The following is a 24,213-nucleotide window of genomic DNA, read 5'->3' as shown; positions in this document are numbered from 1 at the left end:
ATAGACTGGATGCTACAAAAACAACCTCCAAAGCTAAGAACCACGTTCAGTCAACGAGTGGCAATCGCAGGCAACACTTTGGCCTTCGTTGACGTCCTCAAAAAGCGCGGTCTCAAATATTTTCGGATTACCTGCCGCGGTGCGCACCAAGTGAAATCCTATCCCTAAAAGGCTAAACACCCCTGATGAGCGTCCGAACCTCCTTGGTCAGGACTCGTTCGACGAGCCACTTCGGAGGCTCAATGCGTGGTGGAAGATATAGAGCGCGGTAGAGCCGATCGAGTTCTTCGGCGCTGCGTGGAACGTCCGACGAATCCAAAAGTGCGGTCATCATGCGCATGGGATAAAAGCAAGCCTTGCGCTTCTCTTGAGCGATCAACTCGTCTTGGGAGCGCCGGGTAAGCGATCCGTCCAACAAACGCAGCCACACCTGGCAGAAGAGCGCGTAGCCATAAAGTTGCGCTCTGGTATCTAAAGAAAGAGCCGTCTCTGAAGGCAGCACGGGGAACTGCAACTCGCCGATAATATCGCCCCTATCCACTCGCTCCGACAGATAGTGGACAGTCACCCCGAAGCTCTTCTCGCCATTGAGTATGGCATGCGTCCGCGCAAAACTGCCGCGATATTGAGGGAGTGGGCCTGGATGGAGATTAATGCCTCCTCCATCAAAACGTGCGAGGCAGTGGGGCGGAAAGATCTTATTCCACATGACGCTTACGAGAAACGTTCCGAGAGGAGGAACATCATCTATCGACTCGAAAAATGGTATTCCGAAGCGGTCTGCGACTTGCCAAAGCTCCTCACTGGTCTCATGCCGCCACCATGTTTTCTCGTACCGGGAAGCGCCGAGAATGCCCGCGATTTGGTCTTTGCCGCAGGTCTCGAGGACAAACAGAAGACAGCGGGTCGCAAGTCCCCTGGTTCCGGCAAATACCACGCCGTTAGTTAAGCTCGACATTTTCGCCTTTATGACGTTGTAAGCACGACTATTGGCCCGCTCTACTCGTAATCAATAGCCCGGCGGACGCAGTGGCCGCTACGCCGATGGTGAGCACATGCACGAGAGTGCCTGAGGCTTTGATCTTGAACGGGGCGATGTGGAGCAATGATAGCGGTACAAAGACGGCAGGAAGAACGATGCCTAGCTCAAGCGGCGCAATATTGTGGTCAACTAGCAAGATCGCCGCGAGCACTGGAAGAGCGTAAGAGAGGGGTAGACCGGTCGAGTAACCGCGATGGTCCAGCCCGAAATAGTCAAAATATGCCAGGCGAAGAGCTCCGATCAATAGCAGCAGCGCTGTGAACACCGCAGATGCTGGAGACGAGATGAAAGAGGCGATGACAATTGCCGGGATGATTGATCCAAAAATGAGATCCGAGAACGCATCGAGAGCTTTACCAATGGCTTTAGTGGCCGCTGTACGATTCTTGGTGCGCCGGGCAATTTCGCCATCCACATCATCAGCGATGATCGCCCAGAGTCCGAGCGCTACTCCCGCCTTATAGTGTCCTTTCACCACGAGCCCCGTCGCTGCTCCAGAACAAAGGAGCCCCACGGCAGTAATGGCATTTGCACGGTCAGATAGGTATGCGATCATCGAATCTCGATGTTGTTGTCTCTGCCGTCGGAATCACGGCCCCTTTCGGCTGGTTGCCCAACCGCAACTGCAACTTAAATTGGAAGTGGTCCGAGTTGTCCGCAAACTACCAGTTCTAGTAGGCGCGCTTAATGGTTCCTCGAGACTGCCGCTCTTCCCGTCGCGCGAAGCTGAGACGAGACGAATCCGAGCATCGGCTACCTTGGCCCTTCTCCTATACAGGCTGACATTCAAACGCTGCAAAGGAGGCCACTGCGAAGTGGCACTTGCCGAACCGGCCCGGCACACACGCGAAATGCCGAGGAACGCCCCGGCGAATGGTGGTGTCATTCGCGGGGATCGAGCGTACGGGGAACTCCCACGTGCCGCTCCTCAGCCAGCGGTTCGGTCATTCGAGTTCAGCCACGCACGCCTAGGTACGCTCACGTTCGGCGCTCCATTCGGCTCGCCCAGTTGACTACGAACCCGGATCTTGCACACACGGCTCCTGCCGGATAGGCGCCGACCTCGGCGTGAGACGCACATTTTGAGGCACTGGCGATTCGCCATGGAAGATGCCACAGACGAGTTATTATCCGTCAAGTCCGCCTCGGCCTCAATCTGAGGCGGAAACATACCTCCTCAAGGGCTTGGCTCCCGTTTTGATCGAGCGCTCAGCAATGCGAATGAAAGCGTGCTTCCTATTGCGCAGATGGTTAGTGATGCCAATGCGAGCGCGATACCATAATTGTTTTGGATGACACTGAATAAGAATGGCGCAAACGACGCCGTGGACAATCGGAACGTTGTGATCAACCCGACCCGTGTTCCATACCCGCCAGGCCCGAAGACTGAGAGCGGCACGCTTCCACGACAGATGCTGTTTAGACCAGAGCTAAACCCAACGAACGCAACGAAGATTGCAATTCCGACGAGAGAGTGAGACGCCAGTAGAGTGACGAATGTTGCGGCCGAGAGCATAACGCATGAGAGTATGGTGAGTTGAATGGGGGATGCCCTCTCGGTAAACGAGCCTGCAAATAGCCGTACTGCGACCTGGGACGGGCCGAAGAGCGTGGAAATCAGGGCGGCCCCCTGCATGTCTAAACCGATCGACGAAAGGATTGGAAGCATCCGGCCGAGAAGTGCTGAGAAAACAAAGGTCGTCAGCGAAAAGCCGGCCGTTATGAGGACGAGATCAATCAGCTTCGAAGAGGACTGGCCTAGCGGGCCACGGACCTTGTTCTGATCTCCAAGGCTTACGGAGGACCGGACAAGAGCCACTTGGATTAATGGGAGGCCGAGGAGAACATTGCAGCCTCCATAGATCCAACAGACTTGCCTCCAGGATATCAAAGTGAGCAACAACGAGGTCAAGGGCCAAAACAACGTTGACGAGAAACCGACAATCAATGTCAAGAGAGCCATTTGCCGTTTTGCATGAACCGCATCTCGCTGTACCAAAAACACGAACGCAGCCTCATAGAAGAGAAAGGCCGACGCAAGTTGCATACCGAATAGGGCAATTGCAAAAACGACCGGATCCCAAGAAACTGCTGCAACTCCGAGGCTCGCACCTCCAGCGAATGAGGCGATTCTCATTGTCTTGCCTGCCCCGTATCGGTCCATGAGGCGACCGGCAACCAGCGATATCAGCGCACTGGCAAGCAAAGCTAAGGAGAAACAACCGAGTATCCACTCCTCTGTGACTGCGAGGTCACGGGAAGCCTCTTTTGCAATGGCCGCCACGCAATAGTAAAGCGTGCCGTAGCTGACAATTCCTGCACCGCCCAGTGCCACAACGATCAGCCTATCATCCTCCCGGACGGGTCGTGATCTTCTCGGTTCCGGGCGCATATGCCGAGTGCCTAGATAATGCGGATCACCTGCGCAAAGAGGCTCTGTTCGCCCGCGATTTGTCCATCTGTTTCGTTCTAGCCATACGATGATGCGAACGACGGGGCGGGCCGACTGTCGACCGCTGTGCGGGCAGGTTGTGACGGCTTAACCACGCACCTCGCCGGCAGGCCTCTATGTAACCTTGGTCTACACCAACGACACGATCAAACGGTCCGGCCCCCATTGCATTCCGGGCAGCCAACGAAGCAATCAGCTTGGCCACGGCCAATGAAACGATGCGAGCATGGACTGGGCTGACTTGCCGTCGAAGATGATCCGTCCTCAGCATCTGCAGTTTGCTAGGACTTACCGTTAAAGCACCGGCCGCTGGGGACGACTTGCACATTTTACACCACCGGTGTGTTTTGTTCAGGTACGCTTAGCGCGCCAACTCGCTTGTCCGAATTGCCGCCTAAAGGTAATGCCGCTGTACTTGGCTGCGGATGCACCCAAGTGAACAACGCCTGTCAGGCTGCCATCGCGAAGCGTCCCTTCGAACTCATAGTCTAAGCCCAATGGATCGCCCGGCAATTGCGAAAACAGCTTCAATTTCGATCCAATTATATTGCCCCGGCAGTTGCCCGAGACCTCAACGCCGACGTGCGTGCCCGCAATATTTTGACGATCCTGTCGCAGCATGAACGCATGGACAGCGCTGCCGTGAAGAAAGTCGATATAGACCTGCCAAGCTCCCGCCAGCTCCTCGAAAGCGCGCTCTGGTGGTGCGGCTGGCGCTAAAGGCGATTCTGTAATGGCATGAACGATCGAACGGCCAACAATCTCGGCTTCGACTTTGGTCAGATTGGTGGGATCGACGACGATCCGTTGCGGGCGTTGCCAACAGTCGTGCAACACAATGCGTGGGCGAGCGCTGGCCAGCTTTTTGACGATCAGGTCGGCGTTTGCCGAGAATGTTTCGACCTCCCATGAGACTGCTATTCGTGGATTACAGAATGCAGCGTCTGGTTCAATCTCTTCGACCGAGAGGCTAGGCACGCTCAAAAACTCGCGCTTCATTATCGAAATACACTCTCGCCATCGTTCCATCGCACGAGCCCCCCCTCCCTTTACCCATTGCTCCAACGCGACGTAAGCGCCAATGATCTCGTCTTTTCCGACCTTCATTGACCGACCAAACGATTGGCCGGGAGGCCCATTCAGGTAAGCAGCTCTGCATAATCTTTCCGAGCCAAGCAAGAAGCCAGTAGATTGAGGTCCGCTGATATACTTGCCGCCTGAATGGATCAGTAGATCGGCTCCATTTTGAAGCCAAACGTTGGGAAATCTTGGGGCTGCTCCGGCCCCGTCTACAATCAGCGGAATTCCCAGTTGTTTGGCGCGCAGAGCAATTTGGTCAAAGGACAAGACCGACTTTGGAATATCTGAAGCAACAACACATATTGCTGCGATCTTCTCAATTGGAAGCTGATCCAGGTCTGCGGCACGACCGATAGGAAGCACAAAACAACCGACTGCTCGAATTGCATGCTCGTAAGCCATTCGCTGATCAGCAGCGACAACCACCATTTTCTCCCCTCGTAACGGGAGCTTCATCATCCTTTCTGGATCGTTACCAGCCACGCAAGCAGCAACCGCCTGACTTACTGCTGCTGCACTTCCAGCGGTCACGAGCCCCCATTCGGCACCGGTGAGCGCAGCCAATTTCCGTCCGACCGCTTCCGCGAGTTCGTTCAGAATGACAAAGCTTTGACCAGACGCTTCCATTGCGGCGAGCACGGACCGGGCTGGATTGCACCCGCCGTAAGACGTACGTACGCCGGTGCAATTAATGATCGGCTCAACGCCGAGATCGCGGAACACTTGACCTGCAGCGGCGCTGTCATGCGGCGCACGATCGCAATCATCTAAGTTCATTCAAGCACCTCTCCAGGACTTTCGGTCAGAGCCGACGCCCGTCGCACTGCTGACGTCAAGAAAAACAAGAGAAGCTCGAGCGCGTACAAGATCTGGACCCTGCTCTACCAGCACTCGCCATCCAGCAAAGTCGGCTGCGTCACTCTTCGAACTCTTCTTCCAGAGGTCGACAAGGGCTCCCGCATAGCGTCGGAGGTTCGATCTATCAGCATCTAATAGCATGCGATTTGACGGACGCCCGTTATGCGGCTTTCCCTCCTCTGCGCCACCCATCACGGCCACCTGAAGCGATGTCTACTCGGCAACTCCTGCCACGCCGCAAGCAAAAGCATCAAAACTTGTGCCACTTCGCTGATACGCCGGACTCCCGTTCAATTGCTTCTCAATCCGTTCGCTCTGCGACAGGTCGAAACACCTGTGTGACGAACCCAACAAACCTGACAAAGCGTCGTATCGGTTTTCTTACCGTTAACGAGTTTTTTCCATTCCGATGATCGGCGCGTGAGTGCGTCATGCTTTGGCTTGTCTAGCGTTGACGATGCAGATCGCGAATTCCTGGGCCGTGAAGCAGTCGGCCGGCCAATTGCCGGTTCTTCGCATCTCAACGATGCCGACAAATCGCCATCGTTCGCCGATTTGACCGTTGAGCGGCGTCAGCAACATGCATCATGTTTTCGGCACTAGCTCTCGCTGCTACCGCTCGATCCGGCGTCCGAGTGCATCTCGAGCCTGCGCAGTAGCGGCGCAGAATCCATAACGGCACGCATCGCATTCCGGACCCGCTCGTGACACTGAGCCAGTCGCGCGCAGGGCCGAACGCCCCGTTTCGGCTTCTCCTGGGTGTTCGTAGAGCAGCTCGGGCGGCAGGTCCACCGGCGCCTTAACGATCCAATCCCGAGCAATCACATTTGAAGTTCCGTGACGATTGCTGCTCGCGCGTCTCTGAGCGCGCGCTCGATTCCCACGACCGCCTTTCGATTTGCGGGTTTAGCAATCGTAAGTATTGTTGATTGTAGGGCGACCTCACCAGATCGCCGTGCAAATCAAGCCGCCACTCTAGTTGCCAAATTTTTCTTCAGCGCCTTCCATTTTCTTGTACTATGGAGGTCATTTTGTCCTCTGGCGACGATCAATTCACTCCGCATCTAGCGATTGCAGGCCTGTCGCTTTATCGCGTTGACGTTTACGGCGCGAAACGGCATGCCTTGATCATCCGGATGAGGCGATACCGGATACGGTTGATGACGAAGAGCAAAGGCATGTCCAAAGTCTGGACGTATACGCGTCGTACGATGCTTGTGCAGTAGCTTCTTGGGTGGCGCGTTGTTCGGGGGCGTTACGGTGTCTATACCCAATCGGCCGCAGCGCGAGGTTGCCATGGAGTTGAAGGCGGCCGACTCTCCCTTCGTCGTTGGGTGCACCCAAGACGGCATTACCTCGTTGCGTTATCGTAACGATACGTATGACACGGATTATGTCCTGCCTGGAGCCGTGCTGGGGACAGCTCACGCTAGAGTTCGGCATGCCGGATCCGAGTGGCATACGCTTCGAACCGGCGTTGATGCAACGAAGCCGATGCATAGCGCGGCCGTTGAACTGGCAGCCCGCGATGCCGGCGTCCTTCTCTCGACCCGCCTCGCAGTCGACGAGGCTGGATTGACGTGGGAGATCATGCTGCGGAACGACGGCATGGCGAGAGTGGAGGTTGGCGACCTCTATTTGCCCATGCCGATGAACACCGAATTTCCGGCAGGGCAACCGGTGTCGGTGGCTGTTTTGAAGCACAGCTTCATCTCGGGGCATGGATCGCACATCTTCTGGATTCGCGGCAACAGCACCGGTCCCTTCCTCATGCTCTTACCGGAAGCGGACACGTCACTGGAATATTGGGATGTCCACAAGGATTCGGCCGAAGCCAGTGGGACGTGGTGCGCCTACATCTTGGGCGGGGCGGCCGCCGGCGAGGCAGTGGAGGGAAGGACTCGTTGGCGGCAGCCGACCCATTCCCTGTTCCTGTCGCCGGCCGAGGGACGGCGTTACCGTCTCCGCTTCCGGTGGGTTGCCGATTATGAGGCGGCGCGCAGGGCTATCGCGGACGCCGGCCTGGTGGACGTGGAAGTAATGCCGGGCATGACGGTTCCCAACGACCTGCATGTCGACATCGCGCTCGCGTCCTCCATTCCGGTGGAGCGAATCGAAGCGGAATTTACGCGCGACACGGTGGTGCAACGGTTGCCGGATCGGGCTGGCAGGCGACTGTGGCGGGTCCGGTTTTCGCGATTGGGCGAGAACCGGCTGACCCTGCACCAGCCGGGTGCGCGCCAGACCTTTCTTGAATTCTTCGCTACCGAGCCCGTCGAGACGATGATGAAGAAGCGCGCAGCCTTCATCGTGAAGCGGCAGCATCGTGACCCGTCCAAATGGTACGACGGTTTGTTTGGCGAGTGGAACATGGAGACGCAGATCCTGCTTGGCCCGGACAATTACGACCGGATCAAGGGCTGGCGCATCTACGAGGTGACGTGCGACGATCCCGGGCTGAGCAAGCCCGCTTACCTTGCAACCAAGAATGCCGAGCATCCTGATGCGGCGGAAGTGGCGGCGCTGGACCGATATATCGATACGTTCGTCTGGGGCGGGCTGCAACGTACCACACAGGAGGCATACGCCTACGGCCTCTACGGCATACCCGATTGGAAGCAGAACCGGGATAGCAGCGATCCCGGCCCAAAGGGCCGCCTGCATATCTGGCGGCCTTATGACTATCCGCACATCTTCGCGATGTATTTGGCCATGCACCGCATCGCGCATGACCATCCCGCGATACCCACCCGCCAGAGCGCACGAGATTATTTGGTACGCGCCTACGGTACGGCGCTGGCCATGTTCACGGTGCCTATGCGCGTGGTGATGTGGTCTGCCTACCGCACCGGCTTCTACAACGAATGTGTGATCCCCGAACTGGTTTCGGCGCTCGCGACGGCGGGCTTGATGCGCGAGGCGGCGACGTTGGAGGCGCACTGGGCGCGTAAGGTGCGCGGCTTCGTCGATCCGAAGGCGGACCTGTTCAAATCGGAATATCCGTTCGATTCCACAGCCTTCGAATCAACACAGGCACTGGCGCGCTCGGCCCTTGATGACCCTGTCGCCATGGGGGTTTCGAAGGCGGCAGCCCGTGCCTTCGCGGAGCGTCAGATCGCTGCAAATCTGTTCTGCCGTGGCTGGCTGGAACCTGCTTATTATTACCTGGGCAGCGATTATCGCGGAACTGCGGGCGACGCCTATACGCTGACTTACATGGCGCAGATGGGCGGCTGGGCGCTGCTTGATCATGCGCTGAACGATGCAGTCGACCCGCATCCAACCCTTCGTCTCGGATATGCGTCACAACTCAGCGCGTGGGCTTTGCTGAACAGCGGCCCTGCGTCGGCCGGTTATGGCTATTGGTATCCAGGCGAGGAGAATGACGGCGCGGCCGGTGGCGGCTTCGAGCCGGCGCCGAGCGGGACCACATGGCTCGGTCAGCCGCATCACCGTGGAACGTGGTATTACTCGTGCGAGATCGACCTGGGGTTTTGTGGGGCGGTCCGCGCTGCTGCGACGATCGTTGCCGACGATCCCATCTTTGGGCAGGTTTGTCACGGTGGCATCATGGAGACGTTCGCTCACACCCTGCGTATCTGGCCACGTGATGGCGTGCGGCGACGGCTCAACGTGCGGCTCCAGTCTCTCCGATTCGACTTGGTGCTGCTTGACGCCCGATTCCGGGCGGTTGGACCGATCAATCTGAATTTGGCGGAGGGGTGGATCAGCTTTACGCCTGAGCCGTTTGTCCCATCTGCATCGGGAGTGACGTTCGAATTGCGGTACGATGACGGGAGGAAGCGCAAGGAAGTCGTCGACATCACGGACAGCAAGATCATCGTCCGCTTGCCTGCGGCGCGCTTACCGCGGGTTCAGGTTCACTAGTGTTGCCCATTAAGGTGCGATCGGCACTTATGGCCTGCTGTTCCACGCGGCTTCCGAGGCGATGACGATCATCGTTGCAAATCCGGGCCTCTCGGTGCACGTGGCCGCATCACCGCGCTGCTGCATACCTCGGGTTCGGCGATGACCCACCATCCGCTCATCCACATGATCGTGCGGGTGGCATCGGCGGCAAATTCAATAATCGTTGAAATATGGAAAAAGTGAATGCCGTGACCGCCCTCTCCCGGGAGAATCGCCTCTCTAGTCGTCGACCTTGTCAACCATTTGTCTGAGCGGCTAGAGCTTTTCCGGGGGTGCTTGGGCCGTGTGACATGCCGGCAAAAGAGGGACCCGCCGCCTAGTAAGCCCCTTTGCCTGCCGTTCCGTGATCCGCTTGCCAAATTCGGTGACGCCCCACGATGGGGGGCAGCCTGTTGCGCAAACATGACGCCATTGCACGAGCCAGTGCCGGAACAGTTCATACAATTCAGGATTAGCGCGCTCGCTCGCGCTCATGAACCATCCATTCGGATAAATCGCGAGCGCCCTTAAACGTGGCGCTGCTTGATAGTCATAGAAATAGCGAATTCGATTTGGTCTGGCTCACCGAAGAAACCGAGAAATGGCGCACCTACGTGGACATGAACCCGGACGCGTTCATGGTGCTGGGCGCGATCACCGACTTCGGTAACAGCCGCGTGCGCGTCGCCGGCCCCGTGGTCGACGTCAAGAACAACCTTGAGGCCGCGTACCGCGAGCCGGAGACGATGGCCCAAGGTCTGGCCAACGCGCACGACACGGCCTTGCGGTTTGCCCGCAGCATGCGCCGCATCCTCGCCGGCATGCGCGAGATCGAGGACCGCATTCTGGGCAATCCGAACGCGGCCGCCATCCTCCGCACGTTCTTTCAGGACTTCGTCGACGGGCTGCTGATCGCCGACTACAAGCAACTCAAGACGTCCAACAATCCCTACCGTCACCGTCGCACGATCACCTCCCTGGCGGGCGACATGCTCGCGGACGCCGGGCTCGTCGGTAAGATTTCGCGCGCCTACATCGAGCAGGGTGTCATGGCCGCGGGCGCCACGATCGTTGCGGCGGAGGAGCGGGCCATCGCCGAACTCGGGAAGATCAAGAGCGTCTTTGAGGACGTCGGTCCCTTCATGGACAAGATCGAAGATTTCCGTGACCGGTTCGAACGTCGCATCCGCACCACCGTCCACTACATGGACATCATGGGAGAAGGGTCCGCGGAACGGATCGTCCGGCTGATCGAGCAACTCTCGAAGATGGGCAGCGAGGAAGTGGAGATCCGTCTGAGGTCGCCCGACGTCGGTCTGCCAATCAGTCGCTCGCGCTGTACATGCCGCCGCCTCCGAAGGCCCCACCCGAGCGGACGCGCTTCAAGGTCCCGAAACAGGATCCCTACTGCGGGCCTATGTCCAGGCCACGACCGAGTTCGACCGGATGGTGCGCGTGTCCGACCAGAAGCTGCTCGAGTTCGCTCGCCGGCAGATGCAAGGTCGCGAGGCGTGTCGTCATCTGAGATCGAGATCGAAAGCATTCCTGATTTCTTCGCCTACCGGGCCATCCCGAACCTGGCTGCGGTCGGTCGCTCCGTGGGGCTGGGTGAATTCACGATCACGCTCGAGGAGTTCCGACCGACGCCAAGCTGCTGCATGCGGCCATCAATGGCCTCAACCGCCTGGCGAGAAGACACGGCGTCAGGCTGCAGTGCATGCGGAGATCGGTCCCTATTGGAAAGTACTGGCGCAGCAGCCCATTCGGGTTCCCGTAGGTGCCGCGCTGCCAAAGGCTGTGAGGGTCGTAGAAATGCAGGCCTGCATCGATCCTTAAATGCGCATGCTGAGCCAGCTCAGCTCCTTGATCCCAACTCAGCGACCGGCGCGATTGGTCGGGCATGCTGACGATTACGCGGGCAGTGGGGGCGCGCACTCCTCAGCGCCATGTCGGGTCGAGTGCAGGTCCGTTCCTCACGCGAGCCTCCTCTTCATGGCGATCTCCTCACGTTCGGCGAACGAGAGGTAGCGTCCTGATAGAGGTTTGACGTTCATGATAAATGTGTCGGGGTCATACCGTGCTCGTGCAGTTGGGAGACAATATTGTTCTCGCGCAATGAGCCAGATCTACGCTCACTGACCATGCTGATCTAGGGTCTCACCATTTGCATTCGTACTGCCCAGCAGCGACATGCCGCTCGTGCGGCCCCAGTTGCAGAGCCACGGTCATTGCCCCTTGAGCCGCATCTTTCGTCGCGCTCATTACTACTTATCAGATGGCACCGGAAGAGCCGTCCTCACGAAATCGGCCTACAGGCGCCGGACCGAAGGATATGACCTCGCTGCAGATCACTTCTGCTGGTCGCAAATAGCGTCCGCTTTCATGATCGATGTCCCCGGAATCCTCGCGCAATAAGCTCCGTGCCGCGCGTTCGCCTTCCTGCTCCGCTGCTTCTCAACCGACGGCAATTTCAACCGGGTTTGCCGCGACCGCGCCTCTCATCCGGACATCTCGGCTGTCAGCCTTAAGACCAATGTCAGGAAGCTGACGCGAGACACTCTTACGTGTTCTGCGAAATGCACGAATTCAGTTCGGCATGCGGTTTGCTTCATTCGGGAAATCATCACCCATCGTAGTGCGGTGATCTTCGGGACAGACCTGGCGAGCGCTACCGCGTGTCTGGTCTGCTCCGACGATTTGTCGTGCGGCGATACTTGAGGAGGCGAGTCGTGAACTGGGAAGTGCAGGACAAACTATGATGCGTTCGAGAACTATTTTTTGTGTTGCGACAACAATTGCGCTCGCCGCAAGCAGCGCAGCCAAGCCGGCTGACCTTGAGCTACAACTTAAACCGCCACAGGCGGTGTGGAACTGGTCTGGAGGCTACATTGGCGGGCACGCCGGCGGTGGATACGGCCGCACCTCCTTCAGCAATCCACACGGTCCATCAATCTTTGGCGGCATCGTCGATACCCCGGCTTTCCTTGCAGGTGGCCAGATCGGTTACAACTGGCAGAACAACAGTTGGGTGTTTGGCATCGAGCTGGATGCGAGCGGTGCTGTCTCCGAGGGCACCAACACATGCCTCGCCGCTTCCGGCTTGGTTGTGAGCGCAAATTGCAAGGCAGGTCCGAGCTTCTTTGCCACCGGGACCGGTCGCATCGGTTACGCCTTTGGCGCGCTCGGACACACGCTGGCCTATGTTAAGGCAGGCTTAGCCTGGCAAAACAATCGGGGCGATGTCGTCAACAACTTTGAAGGCCGCCTCATGCCACAGGAGAAAACCCATTTCGACTATGGTCGGGTCGGTGGCATCATCGGGCTGGGCGTTGAGCAAGCCCTAACGCCTGCATGGTCGGTGAACGTCGAATATGACTATCTGCATTTTGGTGGGCCGAGTATCGCGACGGGCTCGACAGTGCAGTTACCTCCGTTTGCGATTCTGCCGGCGGACACAACCAGCCTGACCAGCAACTATCATATCGGAAAGATTGGCCTGAACTACCACTTTGGTGCGGACCCAGAGGCCGCACAATGGCCCGACCCGCCGCTGTATGCGAAACCAGCCCGCAGCGTACCACCCGTTTCCTACGCGCCCGGCTGGTCCTTCGAAGGTGGCTCGCGGATCTGGCTGAGCCGGGGACGATTCCAGTGGGATCACAGCGCAATTCGGCATGGCCGGCTTGAAGACCCCAGCACATTGATATCGAGGCTTACTTATCATGGACTGGACGGCCGTTCCGGGGAGTTATTCGGCCGTGTTGACAGTCCCTGGGGAGTGTTCCTGAAGAGCAATCTGGGTATCGGGGGCTTCAACAAAGGGAAAATGAACAATGAAGATTGGCTGCCCCATGACGAACGGCCCTACCAAAACACCCTCGACGGTCAGTCAAACGGAAGGTTCGCATATTACACGGCCGATATCGGTTACGATTTCCTGCGAAGTACAAACTATAAAGTCGGTGCATTTGTGGGGTGGACCTCTTACGGCCAGAGCTCGGACAGGATCGGCTGCGTTGAGTTCGTTAATCCGCGGCATCGATGTTTGAAGCCGGGTGACAACAGGATCGTTGGCGCCGAGGATACGCAATGGAATGCGCCTCGAATCGGCCTGAGCGCTGAAACCATGCTGACCGAGCGTTGGCGCTTAAGTGCTGATATTGCTTACCTGCCATGGACCGATTTCAAAGGCCGTGACTATCATCTCTTGCGCGACGCCACTACCTTTACTGAACAGCGCGGCAATGGTGGCGGCGGAGTCCAGCTTGAAGGCGTACTGTCCTACTTCATCACCAGCAACCTCAGCGTCGGCGTTGGTGGCCGCTATTGGGCCATGTGGACCAAACAGGATGCCTCCTTGGGGTGCAGAAACGGCTGCATCAACCAGTCGCCCGGATCTGCGAAGTACAGCATGGAGCGCTGGGGTACGTTCTTCCAGGCCTCCTATAAGTTCGATTGAAAGGTCCGCCAAAGCCAAGCCCAAGATTGCTCTCGATCCAACCGAATCCGGCTCGTCAGGAACGACATCGGCGCCAGAACTGGCCCCGATGCCATTGGTCTGGCGCAACCACGCCCATCATCAAGCGTAAGAGTGGAAACCCGCGCTTGATCAACAGCATGAGCACGCGAGCGCAACAGCGCCTGGGCTCGCCCCAAAGACCATCCGCGTGCTGCAATACCTCACAGGCGAAGCGCAGTGACAGCTAACCAAATCTGATTACGACCTAATCTTGCGAGGATTGCGCGCACGCTTTCTCGTCGGAAAGACAATCATTCCGAGCCCATCAACAATCGCTGTCGATTTGATCGATGCTGCGTTAGAACGATAGCACTTTACCTGGGTTAAGTGCGGCGCGCGCTTCGCAGCCGGGGTGGCAGTCGAGGCAACTGCTGCCTCACGCCGTGCGCCGATTGGATCTACCGTTCCTGCGCCCCCACGGCCTGCGACAGCGTGGGAGAATAAGAATTTGTAGCATCCGTGACCGCTCGCGCAGCGACTTCGCTGGACGAGAAATCGATGGTTGATCACGGCCGCTCTTTTTGACCTGCGGCGGCCTTTTCGATCGCGGATAGGAATTGCCGCCCGTTTTGCTCACCAGCCAGGAACATCGCGAAATACAAAACCCGCCGAATAGATATTCAGATCCGGCGCGTGTACTGCCAACGCTTCATGCGATCGGCCCACGGCGATTTCACCTGCCCGCGCGCCTCATCAAACCAATCCAATTTTGGATACACAGGCCCTCGAAGGCTCACGGCATCAGCGTAGCAGAAATACCCCTGCAGCCGCAGCGCAGCCAGCCAGCCAGTGGTCCATAACCAGACTAGCCCCCTTCTGCGAGCACCTTCATGAGCTACTTGCATCACGCCCGGAGGGGGTACCAGCCCGGCGGCGTGCACTTCCCCGCTTTTGATCACGACGGTACGTTTCGGACCGTTCGTGGCCCGCCGGCAGGAATATCTTGCCACGCCCACACTGCGACCGGGCTGCAACTCCTGTAACTCTGACGGCAGTGATCGGTGGACGCCCTCGCCAAGGCTCTCTAGCGGTTTGCGAGACAGCCCTGGCTCGAAGAGACGGTCGAAAGGCCGAACGCCCGGCGCGCCATGACAAGGCATCGCCGGACAGGTGCGAGAACACGCTTTGCAGAGAGGAATTTCCGGAGGCGAGCCGGATCAGCCAACCCGGAGATCCTCAGCTGACGTCTTACCCGAACGCCCTTCCTTGAGCTGATAACTTACCCGGGCCCCCTCTTCGAGGGTGGTGTAACCGGCCTTTTCGACGGCGCTGATGTGCACGAAGACATCGGGACTTCCGTCCTCAGGCCTGATGAACCCATAACCTTTGGTCGAGTTGAACCACTTCACAATACCCATTGCCACGGCGGCATCTCCATAGTGAACCGTTGTGATCTAGCGAAGAGTCTCTCGGCCATCAAGACGGTCGTAAGAGAAGTCCCGCGTCACTGCGCAGCTCACGTGCTCGTTTTCTATCGCGTGGTCTAGCTGCGGCCGCATCGTGCGAGCGACAATCCTGACGTCGACGACACTTCGCCTCAAACTTTTTTGTCAAAATGACGTTTTGATCTTCGCCCCACTCGTCGCGCGCCACCGGCTTACAGAAGAGTTGCTGAGCCTCGAAGAAGCCGCGCTCGTCCAGCCGGCGGATGGCTTTCATTCACGTTGAACAACAGAGCGGCCGTGAACTCCTTTGCGCAGCCAGGAGCAGATTATCAATCCGAACATGCCTGCATGAAGATACCTCACCCTTTTCTCAGGCACGAAGACGCTCGCATGGCTGCGCTTTGTCTATTCGTCTTCGAATGTAACCGCATGTCGGGTCCCGTCGAAAGAACAGGGTCGGCCGAGACAATCCCCAAGGAAGCGCATTTGGCAAGTTGTCCGCTCGTCCTGTTGTGTTTGGAGAACCGGCAAGCTCGCTCGGCAGCGGCGGAGCCTGTTCAAACCGGTAACTTGCGCATCTGACGAACTTCGTCGCGCGCCGGCGGCTCATCAGCCTCTGGCCTTGGCTTCGATGAATTCAGCGAAGCAACGTGAAGACGTTGAGACCAGTGGTCTCGATTTTGCCTGCTTCGATCAGCCCGTTGTCCAAACTTTACTCAGAACAAAGCCGCCTCGATGCATAGGTGTATTCAAGGGCCAGTCGACGCGCACATTCCATGAGATTGGCCGCGGCGCTGTGTCCCCCGTCGATGTTCTCGTAATAGAAATAAGGCTGGCCAAGCGCGGCGAGCTTCGCGGCAGCCTTGCGGGCGTGCCCTGGATGCACGCGATCGTCCTTGGTGGATGTAAGAATCAAAGGAGCCGGATAGGTCTTGCCCGCCAGCAGCTTCTGGTAGGGCGAGTAGCCGTCGATCCACGCACGCTGCTCGGCAATGGCGGGGTCACCGTACTCGCCGATCCAGGAGGCTCCCGCGCCCAGTTTGGTGTATCGAAGCATGTCAAACAGCGGCACCTGGATGATCGCCCCGTTGAAGAGCTCGGGACGTTGAGTGATTGCGGCGCCAACGAGCAGCCCGCCCTGGCTGCCGCCAATTACTCCTAGCCGGTTCGGACTTGTGATCTTCCGGCGGATCAGGTCCTCGGCAACGGCAATGAAATCATCCCACGTAGTCTGCTTCGTCGCCCCCTGGGCCGCTTGATGCCATTTTGGACCAAACTCACCGCCCCCGGGCAGGTTTGCCACGACATAGGCATTGCCTTGTTCAAGCCAGAGCCGCCCTACCGGCCCCAGATAAGAGGGCAGAAGCGAGGCCTGGAACCCGCCATAGCCATAAAGAAGGGTCGGAATGGCGCCGTCGAACGTTGCGTTCTTCGGCCGCACTAGAAAATAGGGAATTGACGTGCCATCACGCGAACTGGCTTCGAGCTGCTCCACGACATGGTTGGACGCATCGAAGGCAGAAGGTGTCGTCTTCCATTCCTCAAGGCTTTTGCTTTCGGCATCAAAATACCAGACTGACGTTAGTCTGAGATAGCTCGAAACGGTGAACATGGCCTGGTCCGCTTCATCGGAGGCGGCTGACAGGCTGACATTTGTATGTTCCGGTAGCGGGATCGGCGTCGCCGCCCAAACTCCCTGATCGTACTTATAAATCAACGCTTTGCTCTGAACGTTCTCAAGGATCGTGAGGATCAACAAATTCTTTGTGGCGCTTAACCCGCTCAGGGCCTGGCGGGGCCCAGGTTGAAAGACAAGCGAGGCTTTGGCGCGCAGCGGATCCTGTTTCCATTCGGCCAAGTCATACGAAATCAGCGATCCGGCGGCGAAGCTGATATCGCCGTGCCGGCTCCATTCTTCATCAAGCTTCACAAGCAGGCGACCAGCCACCAGTCCCCTCATCGCGGCCTTCTTCGGCAAATTGAGCTTGACGGGTCCATCGGAGCGGAAGACCACATACTCGTACTCGAAAGAGCTGATCAAGCGCTTCGCGCCGGTTGCATGAATATGACCCTCCCTATCACGAAGCACGAAGGGGCGCGTCTGAACGTCGGTGGGCTCGCCACGAAAGATCTCGCGAGCCTCACTGAGCGGCTGAGCGCGTTTGAGCTCCTTCACCACAAAGGGGTAGCCGGCTTGCGTCAAGGTCCCCTCGCCCCAGTCCCGTGCAACAAGGAGCGTATCACGATCGATCCAGCTGACGTGCTGCTTGCCCTCTGGAAGATAAAAGCCGTCGGGCACGAAGGTCTTAGCGTGGCTGTCGAACTCTCGTATGGACGCGGCATCCTTGCCGCCATCGGAAAGAAAAAGCAGGCAGAGGCTTCTTCAGGCGGAAGGTAGCAGCGCCCTTGAAAGACCCAATTCCTGTTCTCGGCGATAGCCAGTGCGTCGATGTCGAGGATGGTCTCCCATCGCGGTTCCTGGCTGCGATAGCTCTCAAGCGTGGTGCGCCGCCAGATGCCGCGCACCTGATGTTCATCTCGCCAGAAATTATCCAGTCCGTGCCGTCCCAACGAAACTACGCGATCCGGTCCTTGGCCTGCAGGATGCTGAGCGCCTGTTCGTAGAAGCACCGATAGCGGGGGTCTGACTGGAGCACGCCGAGCGTCTTCTCGTTCTCGGCGCGAGCCCAAGCCAATGCGCCTTGTCCTTCGATTTCCTCCAGCCAGAGGAATGGATCATTGATGGCGGCGCCAGCCGTTTGCTCCTGTGAAAGCGCCGTGGAAGTGGCGCGGTCAGTCGAAGGCCGCGCGGCGGAGCGGGGCGACGTGTTCATGGGCTGTCTCCTGAAGAGGTCGAAGGGCTGCGCCTGGCACGTCAAAGCAGAAGCGGCGCCAAGCACCCAACGCATGGCACAGCGCTTGCGCTTCTCGCCGGACCACTCATTGCAAACGGCGTGCCGGCTAAAGGGTCGCAAATTTCAGCCGTTCGGGCCTACACGACCATGTCCGGGTGCCGACATTGGTTGCCAAGCAGACAACACAGCATGTCGGCGGACGGCCTGTGAGACAGCAGCTGCATTTTCGATCTTCAGTGGCAAGCCCGGGACGCAGCGATGCTGCTTACCTCCGCATCTGAGGTCCTCCTGGCTGGCGTCATCGGGCAGACTTGTCGATGGGCACCAGGCTAAAGACCAGCGCATTTATGAGCAGCCGGATCGACATCATGTGAGGGTGGTTTGCATGGCAAGCTCTGACCCGTTAGCTGGAAGCATTGCCGAGTTGAAGGAGCTTTTTGCTTGCGAAACACACGCGGGCGCGTCGATAACTCGGTTCGTTGAGGATTTCCGAGAGGATTGCGCTCGAGACGAGGAAAGTAAAAATGCCCAACAAACGGCCTATCTCGCAACACGTCCTGGGATTGAGCCAACAATCAACAAAGGTACAAGCACCAGATCAGGCTCTTCTGCGCAACAAATGGCGAAATGAAGCTGGCATCAGCAGCAATTGAGGAGCGACCTCCAGCTTAAACGATCCTGATCCACCCGGTTTGGACCGACACAGGAGCCGTGGTCTCATCGGCGCCCTATTGCGCAAAAGCAATCAAGGATGAGATTTTCGATCGAGAATGCGCGCTGCTGCCGGATCATCCGAGCCGGCCCGAGGCGAGTGCAAGCCTCACTGCGAACTGTACCGTACGGGTGCTGTTGCGGCCCCAGAGGCAAGCGCCGCTTTCCGGAGAGCGATCAACTGGCAGCAGCGCACCGACTGCCGCCGCCACCACTCGCAGCAGCGTCGTTTACAGATAGCAACATGAATTCACTCCCATTCTGGTCATGGACCACTCGCATGCTGTCTTGACGCAGCTCGTTAATTCCCTGAGATCTTGCTGGTCTGTGTCGCCCGCAGGAACCGCGTCAGCACAAAGACTTGGATTGCTCCTCTGTTCTGCTACAGAAGCCTGTCATCCGCCGCGCTATGCTTTCGTCCGGTCACACCGAGCTCCTGTCAGCGACCACCATCCCGTGAAGCTGTGGCCGCCGGCGGATCCCAGAGTCTGTCCTGTGTATGCTTCAGTGGGGCCGCTAAAGCCTCAAAGGCCGCCTCCACGTCTGCATAGGCAGCCTCCCTCAAAGTGGCATCCGCCGGGTCGATCTCGTTATAGGCGGTGAAGGCCTTGTTATAGTTCTGGTACAGCGGCATTTGAGCCTCGTTGCTCCAGCCGAAGCCGGGAAGGAGGATCTGATCAGCCGGAACCGTGATGCGGCTTTTGTCCAGCTCCCGAAGGTAGTCCGCCGACCAGTCGTGAATGGTGTAAGATTCAATCTTGTCCATCATCGACCGCCAGCGCTTGACACGCTCCTCAAGCGGCATGTTAGCCGCTTTGGAAATAGCGGCTGCGATCTCTTCGGGGTGGTTTGGATCCACCAGCAGCGCTTCGTCGTCCTTGAAGTCTTCAGCCGCACCTGCAAACTTCGATAAGACCAGAACGCCAGGATTGTTCGGGTCTTGTGCAGCAACATATTCTTTCGCTACCAGATTCATCCCGTCCCGCAGCGGCGTGACCACACCGACATGTGCCGCGCGGTAAAGACGCGCCAGCGCAGCCTGGCTGAACGAGTCATTCGTGTAGCGGATTGGCCTCCAGTCGTCTGTGCCATGTTCGGCATTGACGTGGTTGATCGCATTCTCCACGTCCTCCTTGTACTTCCGATACTGATCGACGTCGGCGCGTGAGGCCGGCGCGATCTGCAACAGCGAGATGCTGCCTGGCTCGGCTGCTAAAAGGTGGTTGAATGCCTCGACCCGCTTGTCGATACCTTTCGTGTAGTCGAGCCGGTCTACGCCGATAGCAAACTTTGCGCCCTCGAAGTTTTGCAATAGTGACGAGACTTTTTCTTGCTCGGCGGGCGAAAGGTCGCCCGCAAGATACTCTGCGAACTGCTTGGGATCGATACCGATTTGGAATCTTTGAAGTCGCGTCTGGCCGCGCTGCGTGGTCACGACACCATCCTTGCTCTCCAGCCCGAAATAGGTCCGCAGGCAGGCCAGGAAATTGTTCAAATCCCCGTTCGTCTGAAAGCCGAGCAGATCGTACTCCAGCATCGACTTCATCAGTTCGCGATGGTTGGGTACGCGCTCTACCATGTCGGGCGCCGGCCATGGCGTATGCAGGAAAAAGCCGGTCGGCCGCTCAATGCCGAGGCTATGCAGATTGGCCCCGAGCAGAAGAAAATGATAATCATGCACCCAGAACGCGTCCCTATCCCGCAAGTCGAATGCCGCACGCGCCATAAACTCGTTGATCTTTCGATAGCTGTCGTAATCGGAGTCCGAGCTGTCATAATCGGCTGTGGAGACTGACATTTGGTCGGGCAGAGAGTGCAATGCTGGCCATAGCGTAGAATTCGAGAAACCTCTATAATAGCCACCGTAGTGCGCTTGTGGCAGATCGAGCCTCGCCACATTGCCTGTACCGGTCTTCACGAGCGGCAGGGGCTGCGCGGTCCCATCGCCGCGCTTCTCCGATGAGCCCATCCAGACCGCGCCGGAACGTTCAACAACCGGTTCGAGGCCCGCCGCAAGCCCGCCGGTCTGGGGTTTATTGGGGTCGAACGGCGCAACGCGGTTCGAAATGACGACCAGCTTCATGTCGGGCTTCCGGTTGACCGCATCGAGCCCGTTCCCCAGCTCGCCGGGGACAACAGCATCGGAAGGACCTGCACCTCCTTGTTGCTCTTGCTCCAACGGTATTTCGTCCAGGTTCTGGTCAAAGGCCGCCTGGCCCCTGGTCTCATCTTGTTGGGCAGCGCCTGATGTACTGCCGGAGTTTAACGTTGCTGTATCGAGGCTGTCATGGATTCGAAACATCTCGTGACTCCCTTTGACAATATTTGCGTTCGATGCAGTCGCAGATCAGCCCCTAGATATCTCCACTAGCCAGGATCGCAGGTCTACCTTTCCGGAATCTGACCAGTCGAGCAAAATGGTCGGATTGCTGCATCCATCCGGGACTTTGAGGCGGTCGTGACGGATGAGGCGACGAGATGTCGAATTAAGGAAAGACGACGTTTGGCTTCATCGGCTTTGATGAGTGCACGTCAGCGTTGCCGTCGTAGGCGGCGACGCACGATGGCCTTAGACGCTAGGAAGACTCGGGCGCTGTGACGGGGTGACCCTCCTGATCGGCACCATTTGAATGGCCTCAGCGCGACATCGAAGAGTCTATGGTGTCGTCAATCCTCCCGATGCCGCAGATTTGCTCGCCTACATCCGCCGGCCGCTCCGGCACGACACAGACGGGCATCATAGGGCTCCTGGCGTGGTCCGCCCGTGAGACGCATCATCGCGCCTCCGAATACGAGCTAGAAACCCGCAGAGAAGTTTTTTTCAAGCTACTGCGGCCGACTACCTTGGCTCTATTAGCTCGTGCGTCTGCGGTGATACCATCCGCCTCCATGACATGCCCCTGTTTATACCCTGAGGAGGATGCCTCCGATGTGTTCGGCTTGATGCTCTGCCGGCGGCACAAACAATGGGGGCAGCTCCCCCACTATGCGAGCACGAGATTGCAGCCCGAATGTTTGACCAGGGTCGCAGGGGCTTGCGTCGTCAATGGCCCGTACGTGTCGCCCCCACCGCGCCGAGAAGGCATAAGAGCTGAACATTGGGCCTTGAATTGTAGTCGCGTTGCGCGCAGAATTCTCCTCAACGTTCTCCGATACTGCCACGTTTCCAAATCATCGATGACGCCCTGTGGCCGTAGTCCAACTCAGCCACTTCGACATCGGAGTCCGTCCGCCTTTGCGGAGACACCCATATCGCGCCGTCCGCCGCAAACATATCAGCTTATCTCGTATCCGCCACATCATCTGAAGAACGCAACAGGCGCACTGGGGGTCCGCGAAAGGTCGTTGATTAAGCTAGCTGCGCTTCGTGAGGATCGCCCGCACTTGGTCGAGCGCACAGAGCGCTAGAGTATGTGCAACGTCTACCAAAGCACGATTTTGGAAATGGGTTCACGGACTATCATTGCCGTCTTCGTGTCAGGCCCAGGCCCTCTACGCCGCCTTTGCCATGACCACGACTTCAGCACTTAAGCCGCAACGATCGCCTCTCTTCAATTTGCAACACGCATACGTCCGCCGCGCCGCAGCAAGGGGGGAGGACCGATCACAACATTAACATAGGCAGTCGACCGACCGTCGAGCTTTTCAAGACCGTTATGCGCCCGTGATCTAACATCGCCTAGTGGCCCACGGTGCCCCGGGATCGGAAACGAAAATAGAAGCACACCTGTTATGAGTAACAGCGCCTGCCGCTCTACAGCTCCGGGTTCGCCTCGCCCTCGCCGCCGGAGCAACCCACACTCGCCCGCCAGATCTGCACCCGGCAGCAGAACCGCGGCCGTTACTCTAAAAGGCCGAGTCGTCGTGCCTTGACGACGCATTGAGTCCGGCTGGACGTTTCCAGCTTTCGCATCGCGTTCTTGAGATGAAAGTTGACGGTGTTCTCGCTCACTTTCAGGATGACTCCGATGGCCCAGGATGACTTCCCCTCCTCGACCCATCGCAAACACTGTCGTTCCCGTTCCGACAGCGCCACCTCTTGCACATCCGACATGAACTTCTCCTGCAGTCGAGAGAACAGGAGAGGAATCAGCAAATGCCATGCCACTCAGTGGCGCCAGCAAACATCGGCGAGGCAGGACAAATTCTTCGGATATTGCCGCGAAAATCGCGCGAGGCTGCCGTCCCACTGCAGCTCTGTCGAGGGGCGTACGACATATGTCGTACACCCGACAGCAGCACTACGAGAATCGTGGCTGTTGATATTTGCGTCCAAATCTATGTGAGCCGGATATAAGCCTTCACGAAGCATTCTTCCCGCCAAAGAGTGGGAGATTCTCCCTCGGGCGTCGTAGCACCAGGCTCGCGGAAGGAGGTTATTCATTTGCATCCAAAAATCTTCCGTCCAACCTTTAGGCACGTTAAAATAACCCATAGCGAAGCTTTGCGCCCGGTGCCATTCCCACAGCGATCATGCAAGTCTGCGCGTTTTAATAAACTACCAACGCTGGTCATTGATCGGCGTCACCTCAAAAAGATATGAACAGTGACGTTGGCGCCAATCGAGGACCGGCTTCAAGGATTTAGGCATGCAGTTTCAACCACAGGCCGTTCGGCCTACCACAGGTCGCCAAACCTCAGCGCCGTCTCCTGTCGAGATGCTTCGCGCCCAAGTCTGCTCGAATGATGATCTGTCGTTCCTGATGGAGGCCCATGACGGCCTGTCCGCCACAATCGCCGAGCGCGCAGGATTCAAAGGGCTCTGGGCGTCTGGTTTGTCGAAGCTCGCTCGGCTATCGCGATGCCAATGAAGTTTCATGGACACAGCTGGTCCAGAGCGTCGAACGGATCGTGGACTCGAGCGAGCTGCCTGTGCTCGTTGATGGTGACGGGGGCTTCGGCAATTTCAACAATGCTCGCCTCCTCGCACGCAAACTTCATCAGTCTGGCGCGGCGGGCATCTCGCTTCAGGACAGCTGCTTTCCGAAGCTGCACTCACTGATTGGCGAGCGGCATCCGCTCGCCAATATCGATGAATTTTCCGGTCGCCTGCGGGCCGTGAATGTCATTCGGCCTGCAATATTGACCCCCTAAGCCGGGGGATCGGCGTCCAAAATTGACCCCCTACAGGTTGGTCTGTTGCGCTGCCTGCTTCGTAACAAAGCAGGTGGTGGAGGATGCTGGTCGTGGAGACGATTGCGCGGATTCGGCGCGAGCACTTCATCAAGGGCAAGACGATCAAGGAGATCGCCCGTGACCTGAAGGTGTCACGGAACACGGTCCGCAAGGTTCTAAGGTCGGGAGAGACCTCCTTCGAGTATGAGCGGCAGGTGCAGCCGCGGCCAAAGCTGGGACGATGGGCAGTAGAGCTTGACGGATTGCTGGCGGCGAACGCGGCCAAA

General features: G+C 58.0%; 12 protein-coding genes and 5 pseudogenes. 6 read left to right on the top strand and 11 right to left on the bottom strand.

Annotation, left to right across the window (positions count from 1 at the left end; all coding sequences use genetic code 11):
* Window positions 1–172 precede the first annotated feature (172 nt).
* From BM190_RS35065 to BM190_RS40835, 5 genes are all read right to left on the bottom strand, one after another.
* Window positions 173–958: a formyl transferase gene (locus BM190_RS35065; RefSeq protein ID WP_092262081.1), complete on the bottom strand. Its 786-nt coding sequence runs from the start codon at window positions 956–958 to the stop codon at window positions 173–175.
* A 28-nt stretch (window positions 959–986) separates the two neighbouring features.
* On the bottom strand, window positions 987–1,598 hold the full coding sequence (locus BM190_RS35060) for a CDP-alcohol phosphatidyltransferase family protein (protein WP_092262080.1): 612 nt from the start codon (window positions 1,596–1,598) through the stop codon (window positions 987–989).
* 621 nt (window positions 1,599–2,219) lie between these two features.
* On the bottom strand, window positions 2,220–3,434 hold the full coding sequence (locus BM190_RS35055) for an MFS transporter (protein WP_092262079.1): 1,215 nt from the start codon (window positions 3,432–3,434) through the stop codon (window positions 2,220–2,222).
* Window positions 3,435–3,845: 411 nt separating this feature from the next.
* Window positions 3,846–5,351 (bottom strand): PLP-dependent transferase, encoded by a 1,506-nt coding sequence (locus BM190_RS39970; protein WP_143109145.1) that lies wholly within the window; start codon window positions 5,349–5,351, stop codon window positions 3,846–3,848.
* Between the two features lie 510 nt (window positions 5,352–5,861).
* Window positions 5,862–6,014 carry a hypothetical protein gene (locus BM190_RS40835; protein WP_177237482.1) on the bottom strand — a complete coding sequence of 51 codons (153 nt, stop codon included), beginning with the start codon at window positions 6,012–6,014 and terminating at the stop codon, window positions 5,862–5,864.
* A 714-nt stretch (window positions 6,015–6,728) separates the two neighbouring features.
* On the opposite strand from BM190_RS40835, the gene BM190_RS35045 reads away from it, so the two are divergent.
* The 3 genes and pseudogenes from BM190_RS35045 to BM190_RS41375 form a co-directional block, all read left to right on the top strand.
* A complete protein-coding gene (locus BM190_RS35045) occupies window positions 6,729–9,320 on the top strand; it encodes a DUF5695 domain-containing protein (RefSeq protein WP_244550831.1) in 2,592 nt (863 codons plus the stop codon).
* A 28-nt stretch (window positions 9,321–9,348) separates the two neighbouring features.
* A pseudogene (locus BM190_RS41380) lies at window positions 9,349–9,494 on the top strand (IS91 family transposase); the annotation flags it as partial.
* A 380-nt stretch (window positions 9,495–9,874) separates the two neighbouring features.
* Window positions 9,875–10,612, top strand: a pseudogene (locus tag BM190_RS41375) (Wadjet anti-phage system protein JetA family protein); the annotation flags it as partial.
* 442 nt (window positions 10,613–11,054) lie between these two features.
* On the opposite strand, the pseudogene BM190_RS41980 reads toward BM190_RS41375, so the two are convergent.
* Window positions 11,055–11,342 (bottom strand): annotated as a pseudogene (locus BM190_RS41980) (IS30 family transposase); the annotation flags it as partial.
* A gap of 754 nt (window positions 11,343–12,096) precedes the next feature.
* Here BM190_RS41980 and BM190_RS35025 point away from each other — a divergent pair.
* Window positions 12,097–13,800, top strand: a complete 1,704-nt coding sequence (locus BM190_RS35025; protein ID WP_244550830.1) for an outer membrane beta-barrel protein — start codon at window positions 12,097–12,099, stop codon at window positions 13,798–13,800.
* A 1,217-nt stretch (window positions 13,801–15,017) separates the two neighbouring features.
* Here BM190_RS35025 and BM190_RS35020 read toward each other — a convergent pair.
* The 5 genes from BM190_RS35020 to BM190_RS35005 form a co-directional block, all read right to left on the bottom strand.
* Window positions 15,018–15,224 carry a cold-shock protein gene (locus BM190_RS35020; RefSeq protein ID WP_092262077.1) on the bottom strand — a complete coding sequence of 69 codons (207 nt, stop codon included), beginning with the start codon at window positions 15,222–15,224 and terminating at the stop codon, window positions 15,018–15,020.
* A 733-nt stretch (window positions 15,225–15,957) separates the two neighbouring features.
* Window positions 15,958–17,577 carry a prolyl oligopeptidase family serine peptidase gene (locus BM190_RS35015; RefSeq protein ID WP_244550838.1) on the bottom strand — a complete coding sequence of 540 codons (1,620 nt, stop codon included), beginning with the start codon at window positions 17,575–17,577 and terminating at the stop codon, window positions 15,958–15,960.
* A gap of 244 nt (window positions 17,578–17,821) precedes the next feature.
* Window positions 17,822–18,079, bottom strand: a complete 258-nt coding sequence (locus tag BM190_RS41370) for a hypothetical protein (protein ID WP_244550829.1) — start codon at window positions 18,077–18,079, stop codon at window positions 17,822–17,824.
* 1,171 nt (window positions 18,080–19,250) lie between these two features.
* Complete coding sequence (locus BM190_RS35010; protein ID WP_177237480.1) at window positions 19,251–21,113, bottom strand: alpha,alpha-trehalose-phosphate synthase (UDP-forming); 1,863 nt, start codon at window positions 21,111–21,113, stop codon at window positions 19,251–19,253.
* Window positions 21,114–22,652: 1,539 nt separating this feature from the next.
* Window positions 22,653–22,865 carry a response regulator transcription factor gene (locus BM190_RS35005; RefSeq protein ID WP_092262163.1) on the bottom strand — a complete coding sequence of 71 codons (213 nt, stop codon included), beginning with the start codon at window positions 22,863–22,865 and terminating at the stop codon, window positions 22,653–22,655.
* 604 nt (window positions 22,866–23,469) lie between these two features.
* Here BM190_RS35005 and BM190_RS35000 point away from each other — a divergent pair.
* Together BM190_RS35000 and BM190_RS34995 are read left to right on the top strand one after the other, a co-directional pair.
* Window positions 23,470–23,872 (top strand): annotated as a pseudogene (locus tag BM190_RS35000) (isocitrate lyase/phosphoenolpyruvate mutase family protein); the annotation flags it as partial.
* A gap of 116 nt (window positions 23,873–23,988) precedes the next feature.
* Window positions 23,989–24,213 (top strand): annotated as a pseudogene (locus tag BM190_RS34995) (helix-turn-helix domain-containing protein); the annotation flags it as partial.

The sequence above is a fragment of the Bradyrhizobium sp. Rc3b genome (assembly GCF_900114915.1).
In the GTDB taxonomy this organism is placed as follows: domain Bacteria; phylum Pseudomonadota; class Alphaproteobacteria; order Rhizobiales; family Xanthobacteraceae; genus Bradyrhizobium.
The sequence above is the reverse complement of the archived record's forward strand: the minus strand, read 5'-3'. Positions and strand labels throughout refer to the sequence as shown.